The sequence below is a fragment of the Streptomyces sp. NPDC022910 genome (genome assembly GCF_055561075.1).
This window is the reverse complement of record NZ_JBVHHL010000015.1, coordinates 51,733-67,612: the sequence shown is the minus strand read 5'-3', so window position 1 is coordinate 67,612 and position 15,880 is coordinate 51,733. Positions and strand designations below refer to the sequence as shown.

Below are 15,880 nucleotides of genomic sequence, written 5' to 3'. Positions count from 1 at the left end.
CCTGGGTCGTCGTTGCCGTCGTCCAGTCTTGGGGAGAACCCGCCGTGACCGAGCCCCAGCCCCTTACCGAACACACCGCCGATGTGATCGTCGTCGGGGCCGGGCCAGCCGGTTCCACCACCGCGTACTACCTGGCGAAGGCCGGGCTCGACGTCCTGCTGCTGGAGAAGACCGCCTTCCCGCGCGAGAAGGTGTGCGGCGACGGCCTCACACCCCGCGCCACCAAGCAGCTCGTCTCGATGGGCATCGACATCTCCGAGGAGGCCGGCTGGCTGCGCAACAAGGGCCTGCGCATCATCGGCGGCGGGGTGCGGCTCCAGCTGGACTGGCCGGATCTCGCCTCGTACCCGGACTACGGGCTCGTCCGCAAGCGCGACGACTTCGACGAGCAGCTGGCCCGGCAGGCGCAGAAGGCGGGCGCGCGCCTGTACGAGCTCTGCAACGTGGGCGCGCCGATCATCGACGACCGCACCGGACGGATCAACGGCGTGCACGCCAAGCTGGGCGACGAGAAGCGCGAGGTCACCTTCCACGCACCCCTGGTGGTGGCCGCCGACGGCAACTCCACCCGCCTGTCGCTGGCGATGGGCCTGCACCGCCGCGAGGACCGGCCGATGGGTGTCGCGGTCCGTACGTACTTCACGTCCCCGCGCCACGACGACGACTACCTGGAGTCCTGGCTGGAGCTGTGGGACCGGCGCGGCGGCCAGGAGCGGCTGCTGCCTGGCTACGGCTGGATCTTCGGCATGGGTGACGGCACGAGCAACGTCGGGCTGGGCGTTCTGAACACCTCGGCCTCCTTCAAGGAGCTGGACTGGCGCGAGGTGTTGAAGGCCTGGTGCGCCTCGATGCCTCAGGACTGGGGCTACACCCCCGAGAACATGACCGGCCCGATCCGCGGCGCCGCCCTTCCCATGGCCTTCAACCGCCAGCCGCACTACACGAAGGGTCTGCTGCTCGTCGGCGACGCGGGCGGCCTCGTGAACCCCTTCAACGGCGAGGGCATCGCGTACGCCATGGAGTCGGGTCAGATCGCGGCGGACGTCATCGTCCAGGCCGTTGCCCGGGCGACCCCCGGCCAGCGCGAACTGGCCCTGCACCACTACCCGAAGATCCTCAAGGACACCTACGGTGGCTACTACACGCTGGGCCGTGCCTTCGTGAAGCTGATCGGCAACCCGAAGGTGATGAAGATCGCGACACAGCGGGGCCTGACGCATCCGTTGCTGATGAAGTTCACGCTGAAGCTCCTGGCCAACCTGACGGAGCCGACGGGCGGCGACGCGATGGACCGGGTCATCAACGGTCTGTCGAAGGTGGCCCCGAAGGCGTGAGCCCCACGGTGCGGGGCACCGAACCGTCATCGGGCCCGGCCCGGCGTCGTCACGCTCGTGTTCTCTTTCGGGTGATTCCTGCACCGCTGTGAGGATGCCGTGGGTGACCGAACCGCGACCTACCGCCGGGTCGGTTCCCTCCCTACCCTCCCGTATCCATGACAACAGAACACCAGGGAACGACCCGCAGACGGTTCATTGCGGGCGCCGGGGGCGCGGTGGGCGCCCTCGCGTTATGGTCGGGCACGGCCGCTGCCGCCGCCGGCAAGCACGTCGCCGTCCTCGGCGGCGGCGTCTCCGGGCTCAGTGCCGCCCAGGAACTCGCGGAGCGCGGCTACGCCGTCACCGTCTACGAGTACTACGACGTGCTCGGCGGCAAGGCCCGCTCGATGGACGTCCCAGGCACGGGCACGGGCGGCCGTAGACCGCTGCCCGGCGAACACGGCTTCCGCTTCTTCCCCGGCTTCTACCGGAACCTGCCGGACACCATGCGCCGCATCCCTTTCCCCGGCAACGCGAACGGCGTCCACGACAACCTCCGCAGCGGTACCGAGGCCCTCTTCGCCCGTGAGGCCGGCCGCCCGGACCTCCACTTCCCCCTGCGCCGGGCCACCACCCCGCCCGCGTCGGGCGACATCACCCCGTCCTGGATCCGCGACCAGATCCTGTCCGTGCTCGACCTGGGCAGCCGGCTGCCCGCATACGAGGCCGGGTACTTCGCCGACCGCCTCCTGGTCCACCTCACCAGCTGCGACGCCCGCCGTGAGGACCAATGGGAGAAGACCTCCTGGTGGGAGTTCATCCGCGCCGAGCGGATGAGCGAGGAGTACCGCACGCTCCTCGGCATCGGACAGACCCGCAACCTCGTCGCCACCCGCGCCGAGGTCGCCTCCACCCGCACCGTCGGCCGCGTCATCATCGAGGCGTTGCTGCTGTGGGGCCTGCTCGGCCGCGGCATGGACGGCGACGCGGACATCGACCGGGTGCTCAACGCTCCGACGAGCGAGGCGTGGATCGACCCCTGGGCCGCACACCTGCGTTCGCTCGGCGTGGAGTTCGTGGTCGGCACCGAGGTGCGTGAGGTGCTGTATGCGGACGGGCACGTCACCGGCATACGCGTTGTGGAGCGCGACGGCAGTGGCGAACGCACCGTCACCGCCGACCACTACGTCTCCGCCATGCCCGTCGAGCACGCCCGCCACACCTGGGGCACGGCCCTGCGCGCCGCCGACCCGCAGCTCGCCCGGTGCGACGCGCTGCAGACGGACTGGATGACCGGCGTGCAGTTCTATCTGCGCACGCCCACGCCCGTCGTCCACGGGCACATCAACTGCCTCGACTCACCGTGGTCGGTGACGGGTATCGGGCAGGCGCAGTTCTGGGACGTACGGAACTTTTCGCAGGATTACGGCGACGGCGGGGCCCACGACTGCCTCTCCGTGATCGTCTCGGAGTGGGACAAGCCCGGGATCCTCTACGGCAAGAAGGCCCGTGAGTGCACTCGGGAGGAGATCGTCGAGGAGTGCTGGGCGCAGCTGAAGGACGCGCTGAACGACTCCGGCAAGACGACGCTCACGGACGCCGACCGGCTCGGCTGGTTCATGGACCCGGCGGTGACGGGGCTGGGCGGACCGGATCCGCAGAACCGCGAGCCGCTCCTGATCCATCCCACCGGCACGCTCTACAACCGGCCGTCGGCGAGGACCGCCGTGCCGAACTTCTTCCTCGCGGGCGACTACGTCCGCACCGATGTGGACCTGGCGACGATGGAGGGTGCCAACGAATCGGCACGACGAGCCGTCAACGCACTCCTCGATGCGGACAATTCAGGCGCCGAGCGGTGCAGGATCTGGGAGCTGTACCGCCCGCCGGAGCTGGAGCCCCTCAAGCGTGTCGACGAGGTGCGCTACCGGCTCGGCCTGCCCAACACCTTCGACCTCGGCTGAGGCCGTGCGGCGCACGCGGTGCGTGATGTGAGCCGGAAGGGCCGCCGCTCCCGAACGGCTGCGGCCCTTCACCCCGTACGACCTCGGGCGGGAGCGGTCAGAGCACCCGGACCGCACCGGACGGCGGGTCGTACGACAGCGGCTTCTCGACCACGCCGGTGGAGGGGTTCTGCGCACCGACGAACATGCCGTCGCCGACGTACACCGCCACGTGGTACGCGCTGGCCGCGCCGCCCCAGTAGAGGATGTCGCCCGGCTGCAGATTGCTCAGCGAGACCTGCGTACCGGCCGTCGACTGGCTCCCCGAGACGCGCGGCAGGTCCACGCCGACCTGCTTGAACGCGGCCTGCACGAGACCGGAGCAGTCCCACGAGTTGGGGCCGGTGCCGCCCATGACGTACGAGTCGCCGAGCTGCGCCTTGACGAAGGCGATGACCGCCGCGGCCGAACCGGTGGCCGTGGACGTGCTCGTCGAGGCGCTGCTCGAGGTGGTGGCGAGGACGGTCCGCTCTGCGCTGCGCGAGGCGGCCGCGGCGGTCTTGCGTGCGGCCTCGGCCTTCCGCCTGGCCTCCGCCGACTTCTTCTTGGCCTCCGCAAGGTCCGCCTTGGCCTGCTTCGCGGCCTTTGCGGCGGCGGCGTCGCGCTCGGCCTGCAGCTGGTAGTTGGCCGCGGCCTGCTGGGTGGCCTCCGCGGACTGGGCGACCTGAGTGGCCAGATCGGCCGTCAGGGTGGGCAGTTCGAGCGTCTGCGTCACCGGTTCGGCGGCGTTGGCCGAAGCCGACGCACCGGCCGCGGCCAGGGTGCTGAGCACACCACCGGCAACTCCGGCCCGCATCGCGATCGTCGACGCGCTGCGGCTGCGGGGCTTCCGGTGGCTGCGTATGTGAGCGGTGTGGGACATGGGTACAAGCGGTATCAGGGGCTCCTCCATACCTTCAAGAAACGTGTGCTGCGCCACAGTTGTTCAATCGAGACCGTGAATCCCCAGAGTGTCGCTCTTTATTGACGCCGTAACGGGCATTTTGGACAGTAGTGATCAAGCCTGTGATCATGGGGTTTCGTCGTTACGCCCGAATTGCTCTGCGCTTACCACTGGATGCACCGCGTGGCCAAGCCCGCTTTATCGGACCCTCACATAGATGTGGCACAGGTCACGGAACGGTCACCGTCGCGGTGGCGTCCGGCGCGCGGGGTGGTGTCCTCCGCGTGCCCTCCGCTGCTCGTGAACCCGCGCATGCAGTCGGCCGGGGCGTGCCCGTCGCTCGTGAACGCATGCACACGTCCACATTCGTCTCCGCATCTACCTCTGATGTGTGAACGGGCTCCCTTATCAAGGGACACGGTCCAGCGCTAATTTGCCTTGAGCGTCCTCTCTTTGATAGGGGAAGGACGCTCCGACCAGCGGAAACGAGCGAAAATGTCACCTCTTGGTGATCGCTCGACTGCTTCGCGTACGAAGATCACTGCTCATCCGACTTCATGATCCTTCGCCGGGTGGTGGAGATCACAAAGTACATGGTGACCCCCGTGTCGCAGATCACATACCGGCGGGCATAAGATGCGGGGCAGTTGGGCTTGTGACCTGCTTCACATGTACGCGATCTTCGCTGGGGCCAGCGGGGTTCGTGGGACCGGTGGGACGGCCGTGAGTCCAGCGCAACCGCCAGCAGTCAGTGCCGACTGAGAGGAGCGAGGAGCGGTGAACGCGTATGCGCCCATCCTCGTACTGGGAGCCCTCGGGGCAGGCTTTGCGATCTTCTCCGTGGTCATGGCCACGCTGATCGGTCCGAAGCGGTACAACCGCGCCAAGCTCGAGGCGTACGAGTGCGGTATCGAACCGACCCCCACGCCGGCCGGTGGCGGGCGCTTCCCGATCAAGTACTACCTGACGGCGATGCTCTTCATCGTCTTCGACATCGAGATCGTCTTCCTCTACCCGTGGGCCGTCACCTTCGACGCCCTCGGGGTTTTCGGGCTCGTGGAGATGCTGCTCTTCGTGCTCACCGTCTTCGTCGCGTACGCGTACGTGTGGCGGCGCGGCGGCCTGGAATGGGACTGAGGGGCCTTTAGTCATGGGACTCGAAGAAAAGCTGCCGAGCGGTTTCCTTCTGACCACCGTCGAGCAGGCCGCGGGCTGGGTGCGCAAGGCGTCGGTCTTCCCCGCCACCTTCGGCCTCGCCTGCTGTGCCATCGAGATGATGACCACGGGCGCCGGCCGTTACGACCTGGCGCGCTTCGGCATGGAGGTTTTCCGCGGATCGCCCCGCCAGGCGGACCTGATGATCGTCGCGGGCCGGGTCAGTCAGAAGATGGCGCCCGTCCTCAGGCAGGTCTACGACCAGATGCCGAACCCCAAGTGGGTGATCTCCATGGGTGTCTGCGCGTCCTCGGGCGGCATGTTCAACAACTACGCGATCGTCCAGGGCGTCGACCACATCGTCCCCGTCGACATCTATCTGCCCGGCTGTCCGCCGCGCCCCGAGATGCTGATGGACGCGATCCTCAAGCTCCACCACAAGATCCAGACCTCCAAACTCGGCGTCAACGCCGAGGAGGCGGCCCGCGAGGCGGAGGAAGCGGCGCTCAAGGCCCTCCCGACGATCGAGATGAAGGGGCTGCTGCGATGAGCGATGCGAAGAGCAACGGCGCGAACACGCCCGGCAACGGCGTGAACGGTGCCGCGGCGAACGGCAACGGCGTCAACCCCGAGAAGGACCTCGGCGCCGCGAACCTTCCGGGCATGCGTGGCGACCACGGCGAGGAGATCCGCGTCCAGCGCGGCATGTTCGGCGCCAACAACGGCGGCGACACCTCCGGCTACGGCGGCCTGGTCCGCTCCATCCGGCTGCCCGGTGCCTCGAACCGGCCCTACGGCGGTTGGTTCGACGAGGTCGCCGACGAACTGGAGGGCGCCCTGGAGGAACAGGGCCTCGTTCCCGGGAACGCCGTCGAGAAGACCGTCGTCGACCGCGGCGAGCTGACCTTCCACATCGAACGCGAGTACCTCGTCACCGTCGCCCAGACCCTCCGCGACGACCCGGCGCTCCGCTTCGAACTGTGCACGGGCGTGAGCGGAGTGCACTACCCCGGCGACAAGGGCCGGGAACTGCACGCCGTCTACCACCTGCGGTCGATCACTCACAACCGGCTGATCCGCCTGGAGGTCAGCGCCCCCGACGCCGACCCGCACATCCCCTCGCTCGTCTCCGTCTACCCCACGAACGACTGGCACGAGCGCGAGACGTACGACTTCTTCGGCCTGATCTTCGACGGCCACCCGGCGCTGACGCGGATCATGATGCCCGACGACTGGCAGGGATTCCCGCAGCGCAAGGACTATCCCCTCGGCGGCATCCCCGTCGAGTACAAGGGCGCCCAGATCCCGGCTCCGGACCAGCGGAGGTCGTACTCATGAGCACGCAGACTCCGTCCTCCGCCTCCTCGCGCGAGACGACCGAGGGCACCGTCTACACCGTCACCGGCGGCGACTGGGACGAGGTCGTCCAGTCCGCGGCCCGCGCCGACGACGAGCGCCTCATCGTCAACATGGGTCCGCAGCACCCGTCCACGCACGGCGTGCTGAGGCTGATCCTGGAGATCGAGGGCGAGACCGTCACCGAGGCCCGCTGCGGCATCGGCTACCTGCACACCGGGATCGAGAAGAACCTCGAGTACCGCACGTGGACGCAGGGCACCACGTTCGTGACGCGCATGGACTACCTGACGCCGTTCTTCAACGAGACGGCGTACTGCCTCGCGGTCGAGAAGCTCCTCGGCATCGAGGACCAGGTCCCCGACCGCGCCACGCTCATCCGCGTGCTCCTGATGGAGCTGAACCGGATGTCCTCCCACCTGGTGTGCATCGCCACCGGAGGCATGGAACTCGGCGCCACCACCATCATGATCTACGGCTTCCGCGACCGGGAGCTGATCCTCGACATCTACGAGCTGATCACCGGCCTGCGGATGAACCACGCCTACATCCGCCCCGGCGGACTCGCCCAGGACCTGCCGCCCGGCGCGGTGGACCAGATCCGCGAGTTCGTGAAGAAGATGAAGAAGAACCTCCCGGAGTACGACAAGCTCGCCACCGGGAACCCCATCTTCAAGGCCCGTATGCAGGACATCGGCTACCTCGACCTGGCCGGCTGCATGGCCCTCGGTGCCACCGGTCCGATCCTGCGCTCCGCCGGTCTGCCGCACGACCTGCGCAAGGCGCAGCCCTACTGCGGCTACGAGACCTACGACTTCGACGTCCCGACCGCCGACACCTGCGACGCCTACGGCCGCTTCCTGGTCCGCCTGGAGGAGATGCGCCAGTCGCTGAGGATCATCGAGCAGTGTCTGGACCGGCTGCAGCCGGGCCCGATCATGGTCGCCGACAAGAAGATCGCCTGGCCCGCCCAGCTCGCCCTGGGGCCGGACGGGCTCGGCAACTCCCTCGACCACATCAAGAAGATCATGGGCACCTCCATGGAGGCCCTGATCCACCACTTCAAGCTGGTGACCGAGGGCTTCAGGGTCCCACCGGGACAGGCGTACGCGGCGGTCGAGTCGCCCAAGGGCGAACTCGGCGTGCACGCCGTGTCCGACGGCGGCACCCGCCCCTATCGGGTCCACTTCCGGGACCCGTCCTTCACCAACCTGCAGGCCATGGCGGCGATGTGCGAAGGCGGCCAGGTCGCCGACGTGATCGTCGCCGTCGCGTCCATCGACCCCGTGATGGGAGGCGTCGACCGGTGACCACCAGTTCCTCGGAGCGGGGCGTAAGCCTGGGCATGCCCGAGCTGCCCGCGCCCGACTACCCGGGCGACGTTCGAGCCCGGCTCGAACGGGACGCGCGCGACATCATCGACCGCTACCCGGACTCGCGGTCCGCCCTGCTGCCGTTGCTGCACCTCGTGCAGTCGGAGGAGGGACACGTCACGCGGACCGGGATGCAGTTCTGCGCGGACATTCTGGATCTGACCACGGCCGAGGTCACCGCGGTCGCCACCTTCTACACCATGTACCGGCGGCGGCCGTCCGGTGACTATCAGGTGGGCGTCTGCACCAACACCCTGTGCGCGGTGATGGGCGGCGACGCGATCTTCTCCGCCCTCCAGGAGCACCTGGGCGTCGGCAACGGCGAGACCACCGAAGACGGCAAGGTCACCCTGGAGCACATCGAGTGCAACGCGGCCTGCGACTACGCGCCGGTCGTGATGGTCAACTGGGAGTTCTTCGACAACCAGACCCCCGAGAGCGCCAAGGGCCTGGTGGACGACCTGCGAGCGGGACGGCAGGTCGAGCCCACCCGCGGTGCTCCCCTGTGCACCTTCAAGGAGACCGCCCGGATGCTGGCGGGCTTCCCCGACGAACGGGACGGTGCCGTCGAGGCGACCGGCAGCGCGGGTCCGGCCTCGCTGGTCGGGCTGCGGCTGGCGAAGGGGGAGACGGCCGCCGCGCGCGTGGTCCACCCGCGAGACGGCGGGCCGCACGACGAGCCGCGGGACGGGACGGCGCACGAGCCGTCACCGGCCGAGCACCTCAGCTCGCACGACGCGCCACAGGACACATCGGCCTCCGACCCTGCGCACCCGGCCGGGCCCGTCGACGAGGAGGGGCAGTGATGACCTTGGCACCCGAGAACGGGGGCACCGCCCGCCCGAGCGGATTCGAGGGTGGGGGAGAGACCAGCCCCGAGAAGCTGCTGGTACCCGTGCTGTCGGCCTTCTGGGACGAGGAGAAGTCCTGGACGCTGGACGTCTACCGCAGGCACGAGGGGTACGAGGGGCTCCGCAAGGCTCTCGCCATGTCGCCGGACGACGTGATCGCGTACGTCAAGGACTCCGGATTGCGCGGACGCGGCGGCGCGGGCTTCCCGACGGGAATGAAGTGGCAGTTCATTCCCCAGGGTGATGGCAAACCTCACTATCTGGTTGTCAACGCCGACGAATCGGAGCCCGGAACCTGCAAGGACATCCCGCTCCTCTTCGCGAACCCGCACAGCCTCATCGAGGGCATCGTCATCGCGTGTTACGCCATCAGGTCGTCGCATGCCTTCATCTATCTGCGGGGTGAAGTCGCCCCCGTGCTGCGGCGGCTGCACTCGGCCGTACGCGAGGCCTACGCGGCGGGCTACCTCGGCAAGAACGTCCTGGGCAGCGGACTCGACCTCGAACTCACCGTGCACGCGGGCGCGGGCGCGTACATCTGCGGTGAGGAGACCGCACTGCTCGACTCGCTCGAAGGCCGCCGTGGCCAACCGCGGCTGCGTCCCCCCTTCCCTGCGGTCGCGGGCCTCTACGCGTGCCCGACTGTAGTGAACAACGTCGAGTCGATCGCGTCGGTTCCCGCGATTCTGAACCGGGGCAAGGAATGGTTCCGGTCGATGGGCAGCGAGAAGTCCCCCGGCTTCACGCTCTACTCGCTCAGCGGCCATGTCGCGAGCCCTGGCCAGTACGAGGCACCGCTCGGCATCACGCTGCGCCAACTGCTGGACATGAGCGGCGGAATGCGGCCCGGCCACCGCCTCAAGTTCTGGACGCCGGGCGGCTCCTCCACGCCGATGTTCACCGACGAGCACCTCGACGTCCCGCTGGACTACGAGGGCGTGGGCGCCGCCGGTTCCATGCTTGGCACCAAGGCCCTGCAGTGCTTCGACGAGACGACCTGCGTGGTGCGCGCCGTCACCCGCTGGACCGAGTTCTACGCCCACGAGTCCTGCGGCAAGTGCACGCCCTGCCGGGAAGGGACGTACTGGCTCGTCCAGTTGCTGCGGGACATCGAGGCGGGCAAGGGCACGATGTCCGACCTCGACAAGCTCGCCGACATCGCCGACAACATCAACGGCAAGTCCTTCTGCGCCCTCGGCGACGGCGCCGCCTCGCCGATCTTCTCCTCCCTCAAGTACTTCCGCGAGGAGTACGAGGACCACATCACGGGCCGGGGCTGCCCCTTCGACCCGGCCAAGTCCACGGCCTGGGCGGACAAGCCCGCGGAGGTGACCGCATGACTGTGACCACCAGCGCTCCCTCGGGAGGGGGAGAGGCGGCGGTCCCGCCGGAGGACCTCGTCACGCTGACGATCGACGGCGTCGAGATCAGCGTGCCCAAGGGCACCCTGGTCATCCGCGCCGCCGAACAGCTCGGCATCGAGATCCCCCGCTTCTGCGACCACCCCCTGCTCGATCCGGCGGGCGCCTGCCGCCAGTGCATCGTCGAGGTCGAGGGCCAACGCAAGCCCATGGCGTCCTGCACGATCACCTGCACGGACGGGATGGTGGTGAAGACCCACCTCACCTCGCCCGTCGCAGAGAAGGCCCAGAAGGGTGTGATGGAGCTGCTGCTCATCAACCACCCGCTGGACTGCCCGGTCTGCGACAAGGGCGGCGAGTGCCCGCTGCAGAACCAGGCCATGTCGCACGGCCACGCCGAGTCCCGCTTCGAGGGCCGCAAGCGCACCTACGAGAAGCCCGTCCCGATCTCCACCCAGGTGCTGCTCGACCGCGAGCGGTGCGTGCTGTGTGCCCGCTGCACCCGCTTCTCCAACCAGATCGCGGGCGACCCGATGATCGAGCTGCTCGAACGGGGCGCGCTCCAGCAGGTGGGCACGGGCGAAGGCGACCCCTTCGAGTCGTACTTCTCCGGGAACACCATCCAGATCTGCCCCGTAGGGGCGCTCACGTCGGCGGCGTACCGCTTCCGCTCCCGGCCCTTCGACCTCGTCTCGTCGCCGTCCGTGTGCGAGCACTGCTCCGGCGGCTGCGCGACCCGCACGGACCACCGGCGCGGCAAGGTCATGCGGCGCCTCGCGGCCAACGACCCCGAGGTCAACGAGGAGTGGATCTGCGACAAGGGGCGCTTCGCGTTCCGCTACGCGCAGCTCAAGGACCGGCTCGACACGCCGCTGGTGCGGGGCGAGTCCGGGGAGCTCGAGCCCGCGTCCTGGCCCCAGGCGCTTCAGGCCGCCGCCCAGGGCCTGCTCGCCGCGCGGGGCCGGGCCGGTGTACTGACCGGCGGCCGGCTGACCGTCGAGGACGCCTACGCGTACAGCAAGTTCGCGCGCGTGGCCCTCGGCACGAACGACATCGACTTCCGCGCGCGTGTGCACAGCGCCGAGGAGGCCGACTTCCTGGCCGCCCGGATCGCCGGACGCGGCCGCGATCTCGACGGCAGCGGCGTCACGTACACCTCCCTGGAGAAGGCACCCGCCGTCCTGCTCGTCGGGTTCGAGTCCGAGGAGGAGGCCCCCGGCGTCTTCCTCCGGCTGCGCAAGGCCTGGCGGGGGCACGGGCAGCAGGTCTTCTCCCTCGCCACGCACGCCACCCGGGGCCTCACGAAGGCCGGCGGCACACTGCTGGCCGCCGCGCCCGGCACCGAGACCGAGTGGCTGGACGCGCTGGCCGGCAAGGTCGGCCTGGAGGAGGACGGCGTACGGGCCGCCGAGGCGCTGCGCACCGAGGGCGCGGTGATCGTCGTCGGTGAACGCCTCGCCGGTGTGGCGGGCGGACTCACCGCCGCCGTCCGGACCGCGGCCGCGACCGGCGCCGGTCTGGTGTGGATTCCGCGCCGGGCCGGGGAGCGCGGGGCGGTCGAGGTGGGCGCGCTGCCCTCGCTGCTGCCGGGCGGACGTCCGGCCACCGACCCGCGCGCGCGGGAGGAGGTCGCCGCCGTCTGGGGCGTCGCCGAGCTCCCGCACCGCTACGGCCGGGACACCGGTCAGATCGTCGAGGCCGCGGCCGCGGGTGAGCTGCGGGCCCTGGTGGTCGCCGGTGTCGAGGTCGCCGACCTGCCCGATCCGGCACGCGCGCGTGAGGCGCTCTCCGCGGTGGACTTCCTCGTCTCGCTCGAACTGCGCCCCAGCGAGGTCGCCGAGCGCGCGGACGTGGTGCTGCCGGTCGCGGCGGTCGCCGAGAAGGCCGGCACCTTCCTCAACTGGGAGGGCCGGGCCCGCCTCTTCGAGGCTGCGCTCAAGCCCGACCAGATGACCCGTTCCCTGGCGCCCACCGACACACGGGTGCTCCAGATGCTCGCCGACGCGATGGACGTCCACCTGGGACTGCCCGACCTGCGCACCGCGCGCGTGGAGCTGGACCGGCTCGGTGCATGGGAAGGGCAGCGGGCGAACAACCCCCTGGAGATCGGCGCACAGCCGCCGCGCCCGGCCGCCGGGGAGGCCGTGCTCGCCGGCCACCGGCTCCTGCTCGACCAGGGCCGCCTCCAGGACGGCGACGACGCGCTCGCCGGTACCCGGCACGCGGCACACGCGCGCGTGTCCGCCGCCACCGCCGCCGAGGCGGGGGTCGAGGACGGCGACGCCCTGACCGTCACCGGCCCCGCCGGAACCGTCGAACTCCCGCTGCAGATCACCGAGATGCCCGACCGCGTCGTCTGGCTCCCGCTGAACTCCACGGGCGGAGGCGTCGCCTCCGACACCGGGGCGCTGCCCGGCACCCTCGTCCGCATCGGCCCGGCGACCTTCGACGCCGACGCCCCCAAGGAGGTGGAGGCATGAGCCCGTACCTCGCCGCTGAAGACCTCTCCATGTTCGGCCGCGACCCCTGGTGGCTGGTCGCCGTCAAGGCGGTCTTCTGCTTCGCCTTCCTGATGGTGACCGTGCTGTTCTCCATCGTGTGGGAGCGCAAGGTCGTCGCCTGGATGCAGTTGCGCATCGGCCCCAACCGGCACGGTCCCTGGGGCATGCTCCAGTCGCTCGCCGACGGCGTGAAGCTGATGCTCAAGGAAGACCTCATCGTCAAGCGCGCGGACAAGGTGGTCTACGTCCTCGCGCCGATCGTCGCGGCCATCCCGGCCTTCATGGCGATCGCGGTGATCCCCTTCGGGCCCGCGGGCAACGAGATCTCGATCTTCGGCCACCGCACCACGATGCAGCTGACCGACCTGCCGATCGCGATGCTCTACATCCTCGCGGTCGCCTCGGTCGGGATCTACGGCATCGTGCTGGCGGGCTGGAGTTCCGGGTCCACCTACCCGCTGCTGGGCGGTCTGCGCTCCTGTGCGCAGATGATCTCGTACGAGATCGCGATGGGCGCCGCCTTCGCCTCCGTGTTCCTCTACTCGGGGTCGATGTCGACGTCGAGGATCGTCGAGCAGCAGCACGACCGCTGGTTCATCCTGCTCCTGCCGGTCTCGTTCATCATCTATATCGTCACGATGGTCGGCGAGACCAACCGCGCCCCCTTCGACATGCCGGAGTCCGAGGGCGACCTGGTCGGCGGCTTCAACACCGAGTACTCGTCGATCAAGTTCGCGATGTTCATGCTCGCCGAGTACGTGAACATGGTGACCGTCTCGGCCGTGTCGGCCACGCTCTTCCTGGGCGGCTGGCGGGCTCCGTGGCCGATCAGCAGCTTCTGGGCGGGAGCCAACCACGGCTGGTGGCCGTTGCTCTGGTTCGTCGTCAAGGTCCAGCTGCTGCTGTTCTTCTTCATCTGGCTGCGCGGCACGCTCCCGCGTGTCCGCTACGACCAGCTGATGAAGCTCGGCTGGAAGGTCCTCATCCCGGTCTCCGTGGTCTGGCTGATGCTCGTCGCGACCGTACGGGCGCTGCGCAACGAGAACTACGGCTTCGGCGACATCGCCCTCTACGTCGCCGGCGGCGTCCTCACGCTGCTGCTGCTGTCGTTCGTCGTCGACATGTTCCGCGAGAAGCCCAAGGAGGCCGAGCGGCCCGCCGAGGAGCCCGCCGCCTTCGACCCGATGGCGGGCGGATTCCCCGTACCGCCGCTGCCGGGACAGACGCTGCCGCCGGTCCCGCGGCGCCGCTCGCGCAGGGAGCGGGAGTTGATTGTCAGTGGCGGGACGGACACTGTCAGTGACGGATCTTCGGATCGAAAGGAGGCGTCCGATGGCTGAGGAGCCCAAGGAGACCGGGCAGTCGAAGCCTGGCTTCCAGAACCCCGTGGCCGGCTTCGGCGTGACCTTCAAGGCCATGTTCAAGAAGCGGCTGACCGAGCAGTACCCGGAGCAGAAGAAGACCACGGCTCCGCGGTTCCACGGCCGGCACCAGCTCAACCGCCATCCGGACGGCCTGGAGAAGTGCGTCGGCTGCGAGCTGTGCGCCTGGGCCTGCCCCGCCGACGCGATCTACGTCGAGGGCGCGGACAACACGGACGAGGAGCGCTACTCGCCGGGCGAGCGGTACGGGCGGGTCTACCAGATCAACTACGCCCGCTGCATCCTGTGCGGCCTGTGCATCGAGGCGTGCCCCACGCGCGCGCTCACGATGACCAACGAGTTCGAGCTGGCGGACTCCAGCCGCGCCAACCTCATCTACACCAAGGAGCAGCTGCTCGCCGGTCTGGAAGAGGGCATGGTCGACACGCCCCACGCCATCTACCCGGGGACGGACGAGCAGGACTACTACCGGGGCCTGGTGACGGAGGCCGCGCCCGGCACGGAGCGTCAGGTGGCCGTCTCCAAGGGAGAAAAGCCCGGAGAACAGGGGGCTGACGCATGAGCCCGCAACTCGCCGCCTACTCCACCTCGACCGGAGAGGCCTTCCAGTTCTGGGTCCTGGGCACCGTCGCGGTGCTCGGCGCCCTGTGCACCGTCTTCATGAAGAAGGCCGTGCACAGCGCGCTCTGCCTGGCAGGCACCATGATCGTGCTGGCGGTGTTCTACCTCGCCAACGGCGCCTACTTCCTCGGGATCGTCCAGATCGTCGTCTACACCGGCGCGATCATGATGCTGTTCCTGTTCGTGGTGATGCTCGTCGGCGTCACGGCGGCGGACTCCCTGAAGGAAACCATCAAGGGCCAGCGCTGGCTGGCCCTTCTGTGCGGGCTCGGCTTCGGCATACTGCTGCTCGCGGGCATCGCCAACGCGTCCCTGAAGGACTTCGACGGCCTGGGCAAGGCGAACGCCAACGGCAACGTGGAGGGCCTGGCCGCCCTCATCTTCACGAAGTACGTGTTCGCCTTCGAAATCACCGGCGCCCTGCTCATCACGGCCGCGGTCGGTGCCATGGTGCTCACCCACCGCGAGCGCACCGAGCGCGTCAGGACCCAGCGCGAACTGTCCGAGCAGCGTGTACGCGAGGGCAAGCACGTTCCGCCGCTGCCGGCCCCCGGCGTCTACGCCCGGCACAACGCGGTGGACATCGCCGGTCTCCTCCCGGACGGCACCCCGTCCGAGCTGACCGTCAGCAAGACGCTGCGGGACCGCGGCCAGGTCCGCGACGTGTCCGACGAGGCGATCGGTGACCTGAAGGCCCTGGAACAGCGCGCCGCCGAGCGGCTGGAGCGGCCCGAGGACGAGCGGCCGACGCTCAAGAGGACGGAGGAGGCGTCGAAGTGAACCCGGTCAACTACCTGTATCTCGCCGCCCTGTTGTTCACAATCGGCGCGACCGGCGTGCTGATCCGGCGGAACGCGATCGTGGTGTTCATGTGCATCGAGCTGATGCTCAACGCCTGCAACCTCGCGTTCGTCACCTTCTCCCGGATGCACGGCAATCTCGACGGCCAGATCATCGCCTTCTTCACGATGGTCGTCGCCGCCGCGGAGGTCGTGGTCGGTCTCGCGATCATCGTGTCGCTGTTCCGTACCCGCCACTCGGCCTCGGTCGACGACGCCAGCCTGATGAAGCTGTAAGG

Annotated in this window: 14 protein-coding genes; 13 read left to right on the top strand and 1 reads right to left on the bottom strand. The window is 69.1% G+C overall.

The annotated features are described in order from the left end of the window. Positions 1-44: 44 nt before the first annotated feature. Positions 45-1,334 carry a geranylgeranyl reductase family protein gene (locus tag ACZ3TS_RS16950; RefSeq protein ID WP_467618459.1) on the top strand — a complete coding sequence of 430 codons (1,290 nt, stop codon included), beginning with the start codon at positions 45-47 and terminating at the stop codon, positions 1,332-1,334. A 158-nt stretch (positions 1,335-1,492) separates the two neighbouring features. Next, a complete protein-coding gene (locus tag ACZ3TS_RS16945; protein ID WP_467618457.1) occupies positions 1,493-3,280 on the top strand; it encodes a hydroxysqualene dehydroxylase in 1,788 nt (595 codons plus the stop codon). A 97-nt stretch (positions 3,281-3,377) separates the two neighbouring features. Here the strand turns inward: ACZ3TS_RS16945 and ACZ3TS_RS16940 are convergent, their stop codons facing one another. Continuing rightward, the gene (locus ACZ3TS_RS16940; protein WP_467618455.1) at positions 3,378-4,181 is read right to left on the bottom strand and encodes a C40 family peptidase; all 804 of its coding nucleotides are present in this window, start codon (positions 4,179-4,181) and stop codon (positions 3,378-3,380) included. A 798-nt stretch (positions 4,182-4,979) separates the two neighbouring features. Here ACZ3TS_RS16940 and ACZ3TS_RS16935 point away from each other — a divergent pair. The 11 genes from ACZ3TS_RS16935 to nuoK are packed head-to-tail and all read left to right on the top strand — an operon-like array spanning position 4,980 to position 15,878. Further along, positions 4,980-5,339, top strand: a complete 360-nt coding sequence (locus ACZ3TS_RS16935) for an NADH-quinone oxidoreductase subunit A (protein WP_007383963.1) — start codon at positions 4,980-4,982, stop codon at positions 5,337-5,339. 13 nt (positions 5,340-5,352) lie between these two features. Further along, entirely contained in the window at positions 5,353-5,907 is a 555-nt protein-coding gene (locus tag ACZ3TS_RS16930; protein WP_023547484.1) for a NuoB/complex I 20 kDa subunit family protein, read from the top strand. Continuing rightward, positions 5,904-6,695, top strand: a complete 792-nt coding sequence (locus ACZ3TS_RS16925; protein WP_467618453.1) for an NADH-quinone oxidoreductase subunit C — start codon at positions 5,904-5,906, stop codon at positions 6,693-6,695. The genes ACZ3TS_RS16930 and ACZ3TS_RS16925 overlap by 4 nt, the downstream gene beginning before the upstream one ends. Further along, positions 6,692-8,023, top strand: coding sequence for an NADH-quinone oxidoreductase subunit D (locus ACZ3TS_RS16920; protein ID WP_467618450.1), 1,332 nt, complete (start codon positions 6,692-6,694; stop codon positions 8,021-8,023). Before ACZ3TS_RS16925 ends, ACZ3TS_RS16920 begins: the two co-directional genes overlap by 4 nt. Next, positions 8,020-8,892: an NADH-quinone oxidoreductase subunit NuoE gene (gene nuoE, locus ACZ3TS_RS16915; protein ID WP_467618448.1), complete on the top strand. Its 873-nt coding sequence runs from the start codon at positions 8,020-8,022 to the stop codon at positions 8,890-8,892. Before ACZ3TS_RS16920 ends, nuoE begins: the two co-directional genes overlap by 4 nt. Continuing rightward, positions 8,889-10,277, top strand: a complete 1,389-nt coding sequence (gene nuoF, locus ACZ3TS_RS16910; RefSeq protein WP_467618447.1) for an NADH-quinone oxidoreductase subunit NuoF — start codon at positions 8,889-8,891, stop codon at positions 10,275-10,277. The genes nuoE and nuoF overlap by 4 nt, the downstream gene beginning before the upstream one ends. Continuing rightward, positions 10,274-12,778: an NADH-quinone oxidoreductase subunit G gene (locus ACZ3TS_RS16905; RefSeq protein ID WP_467618444.1), complete on the top strand. Its 2,505-nt coding sequence runs from the start codon at positions 10,274-10,276 to the stop codon at positions 12,776-12,778. The genes nuoF and ACZ3TS_RS16905 overlap by 4 nt, the downstream gene beginning before the upstream one ends. After that, a complete protein-coding gene (gene nuoH / locus ACZ3TS_RS16900; RefSeq protein WP_467618442.1) occupies positions 12,775-14,139 on the top strand; it encodes an NADH-quinone oxidoreductase subunit NuoH in 1,365 nt (454 codons plus the stop codon). Before ACZ3TS_RS16905 ends, nuoH begins: the two co-directional genes overlap by 4 nt. Continuing rightward, on the top strand, positions 14,132-14,743 hold the full coding sequence (gene nuoI, locus ACZ3TS_RS16895) for an NADH-quinone oxidoreductase subunit NuoI (protein ID WP_467618440.1): 612 nt from the start codon (positions 14,132-14,134) through the stop codon (positions 14,741-14,743). Before nuoH ends, nuoI begins: the two co-directional genes overlap by 8 nt. Further along, positions 14,740-15,582, top strand: coding sequence for an NADH-quinone oxidoreductase subunit J (locus tag ACZ3TS_RS16890; protein ID WP_467618437.1), 843 nt, complete (start codon positions 14,740-14,742; stop codon positions 15,580-15,582). Before nuoI ends, ACZ3TS_RS16890 begins: the two co-directional genes overlap by 4 nt. Beyond that, positions 15,579-15,878, top strand: a complete 300-nt coding sequence (nuoK, locus tag ACZ3TS_RS16885) for an NADH-quinone oxidoreductase subunit NuoK (protein WP_023547474.1) — start codon at positions 15,579-15,581, stop codon at positions 15,876-15,878. The genes ACZ3TS_RS16890 and nuoK overlap by 4 nt, the downstream gene beginning before the upstream one ends. Positions 15,879-15,880: the final 2 nt, after the last annotated feature.

Coding starts and splice junctions, on each gene's coding strand:
- ACZ3TS_RS16920 (WP_467618450.1), top strand. CDS start 6,692: ATGAGCACGCAGACTCCGTCCTCCGCCTCCTCGCGCGAGACGACCGAG.
- ACZ3TS_RS16925 (WP_467618453.1), top strand. CDS start 5,904: ATGAGCGATGCGAAGAGCAACGGCGCGAACACGCCCGGCAACGGCGTG.
- ACZ3TS_RS16930 (WP_023547484.1), top strand. CDS start 5,353: ATGGGACTCGAAGAAAAGCTGCCGAGCGGTTTCCTTCTGACCACCGTC.
- nuoH (WP_467618442.1), top strand. CDS start 12,775: ATGAGCCCGTACCTCGCCGCTGAAGACCTCTCCATGTTCGGCCGCGAC.
- ACZ3TS_RS16940 (WP_467618455.1), bottom strand. CDS start 4,181: ATGTCCCACACCGCTCACATACGCAGCCACCGGAAGCCCCGCAGCCGC.
- ACZ3TS_RS16945 (WP_467618457.1), top strand. CDS start 1,493: ATGACAACAGAACACCAGGGAACGACCCGCAGACGGTTCATTGCGGGC.
- ACZ3TS_RS16905 (WP_467618444.1), top strand. CDS start 10,274: ATGACTGTGACCACCAGCGCTCCCTCGGGAGGGGGAGAGGCGGCGGTC.
- ACZ3TS_RS16890 (WP_467618437.1), top strand. CDS start 14,740: ATGAGCCCGCAACTCGCCGCCTACTCCACCTCGACCGGAGAGGCCTTC.
- nuoI (WP_467618440.1), top strand. CDS start 14,132: ATGGCTGAGGAGCCCAAGGAGACCGGGCAGTCGAAGCCTGGCTTCCAG.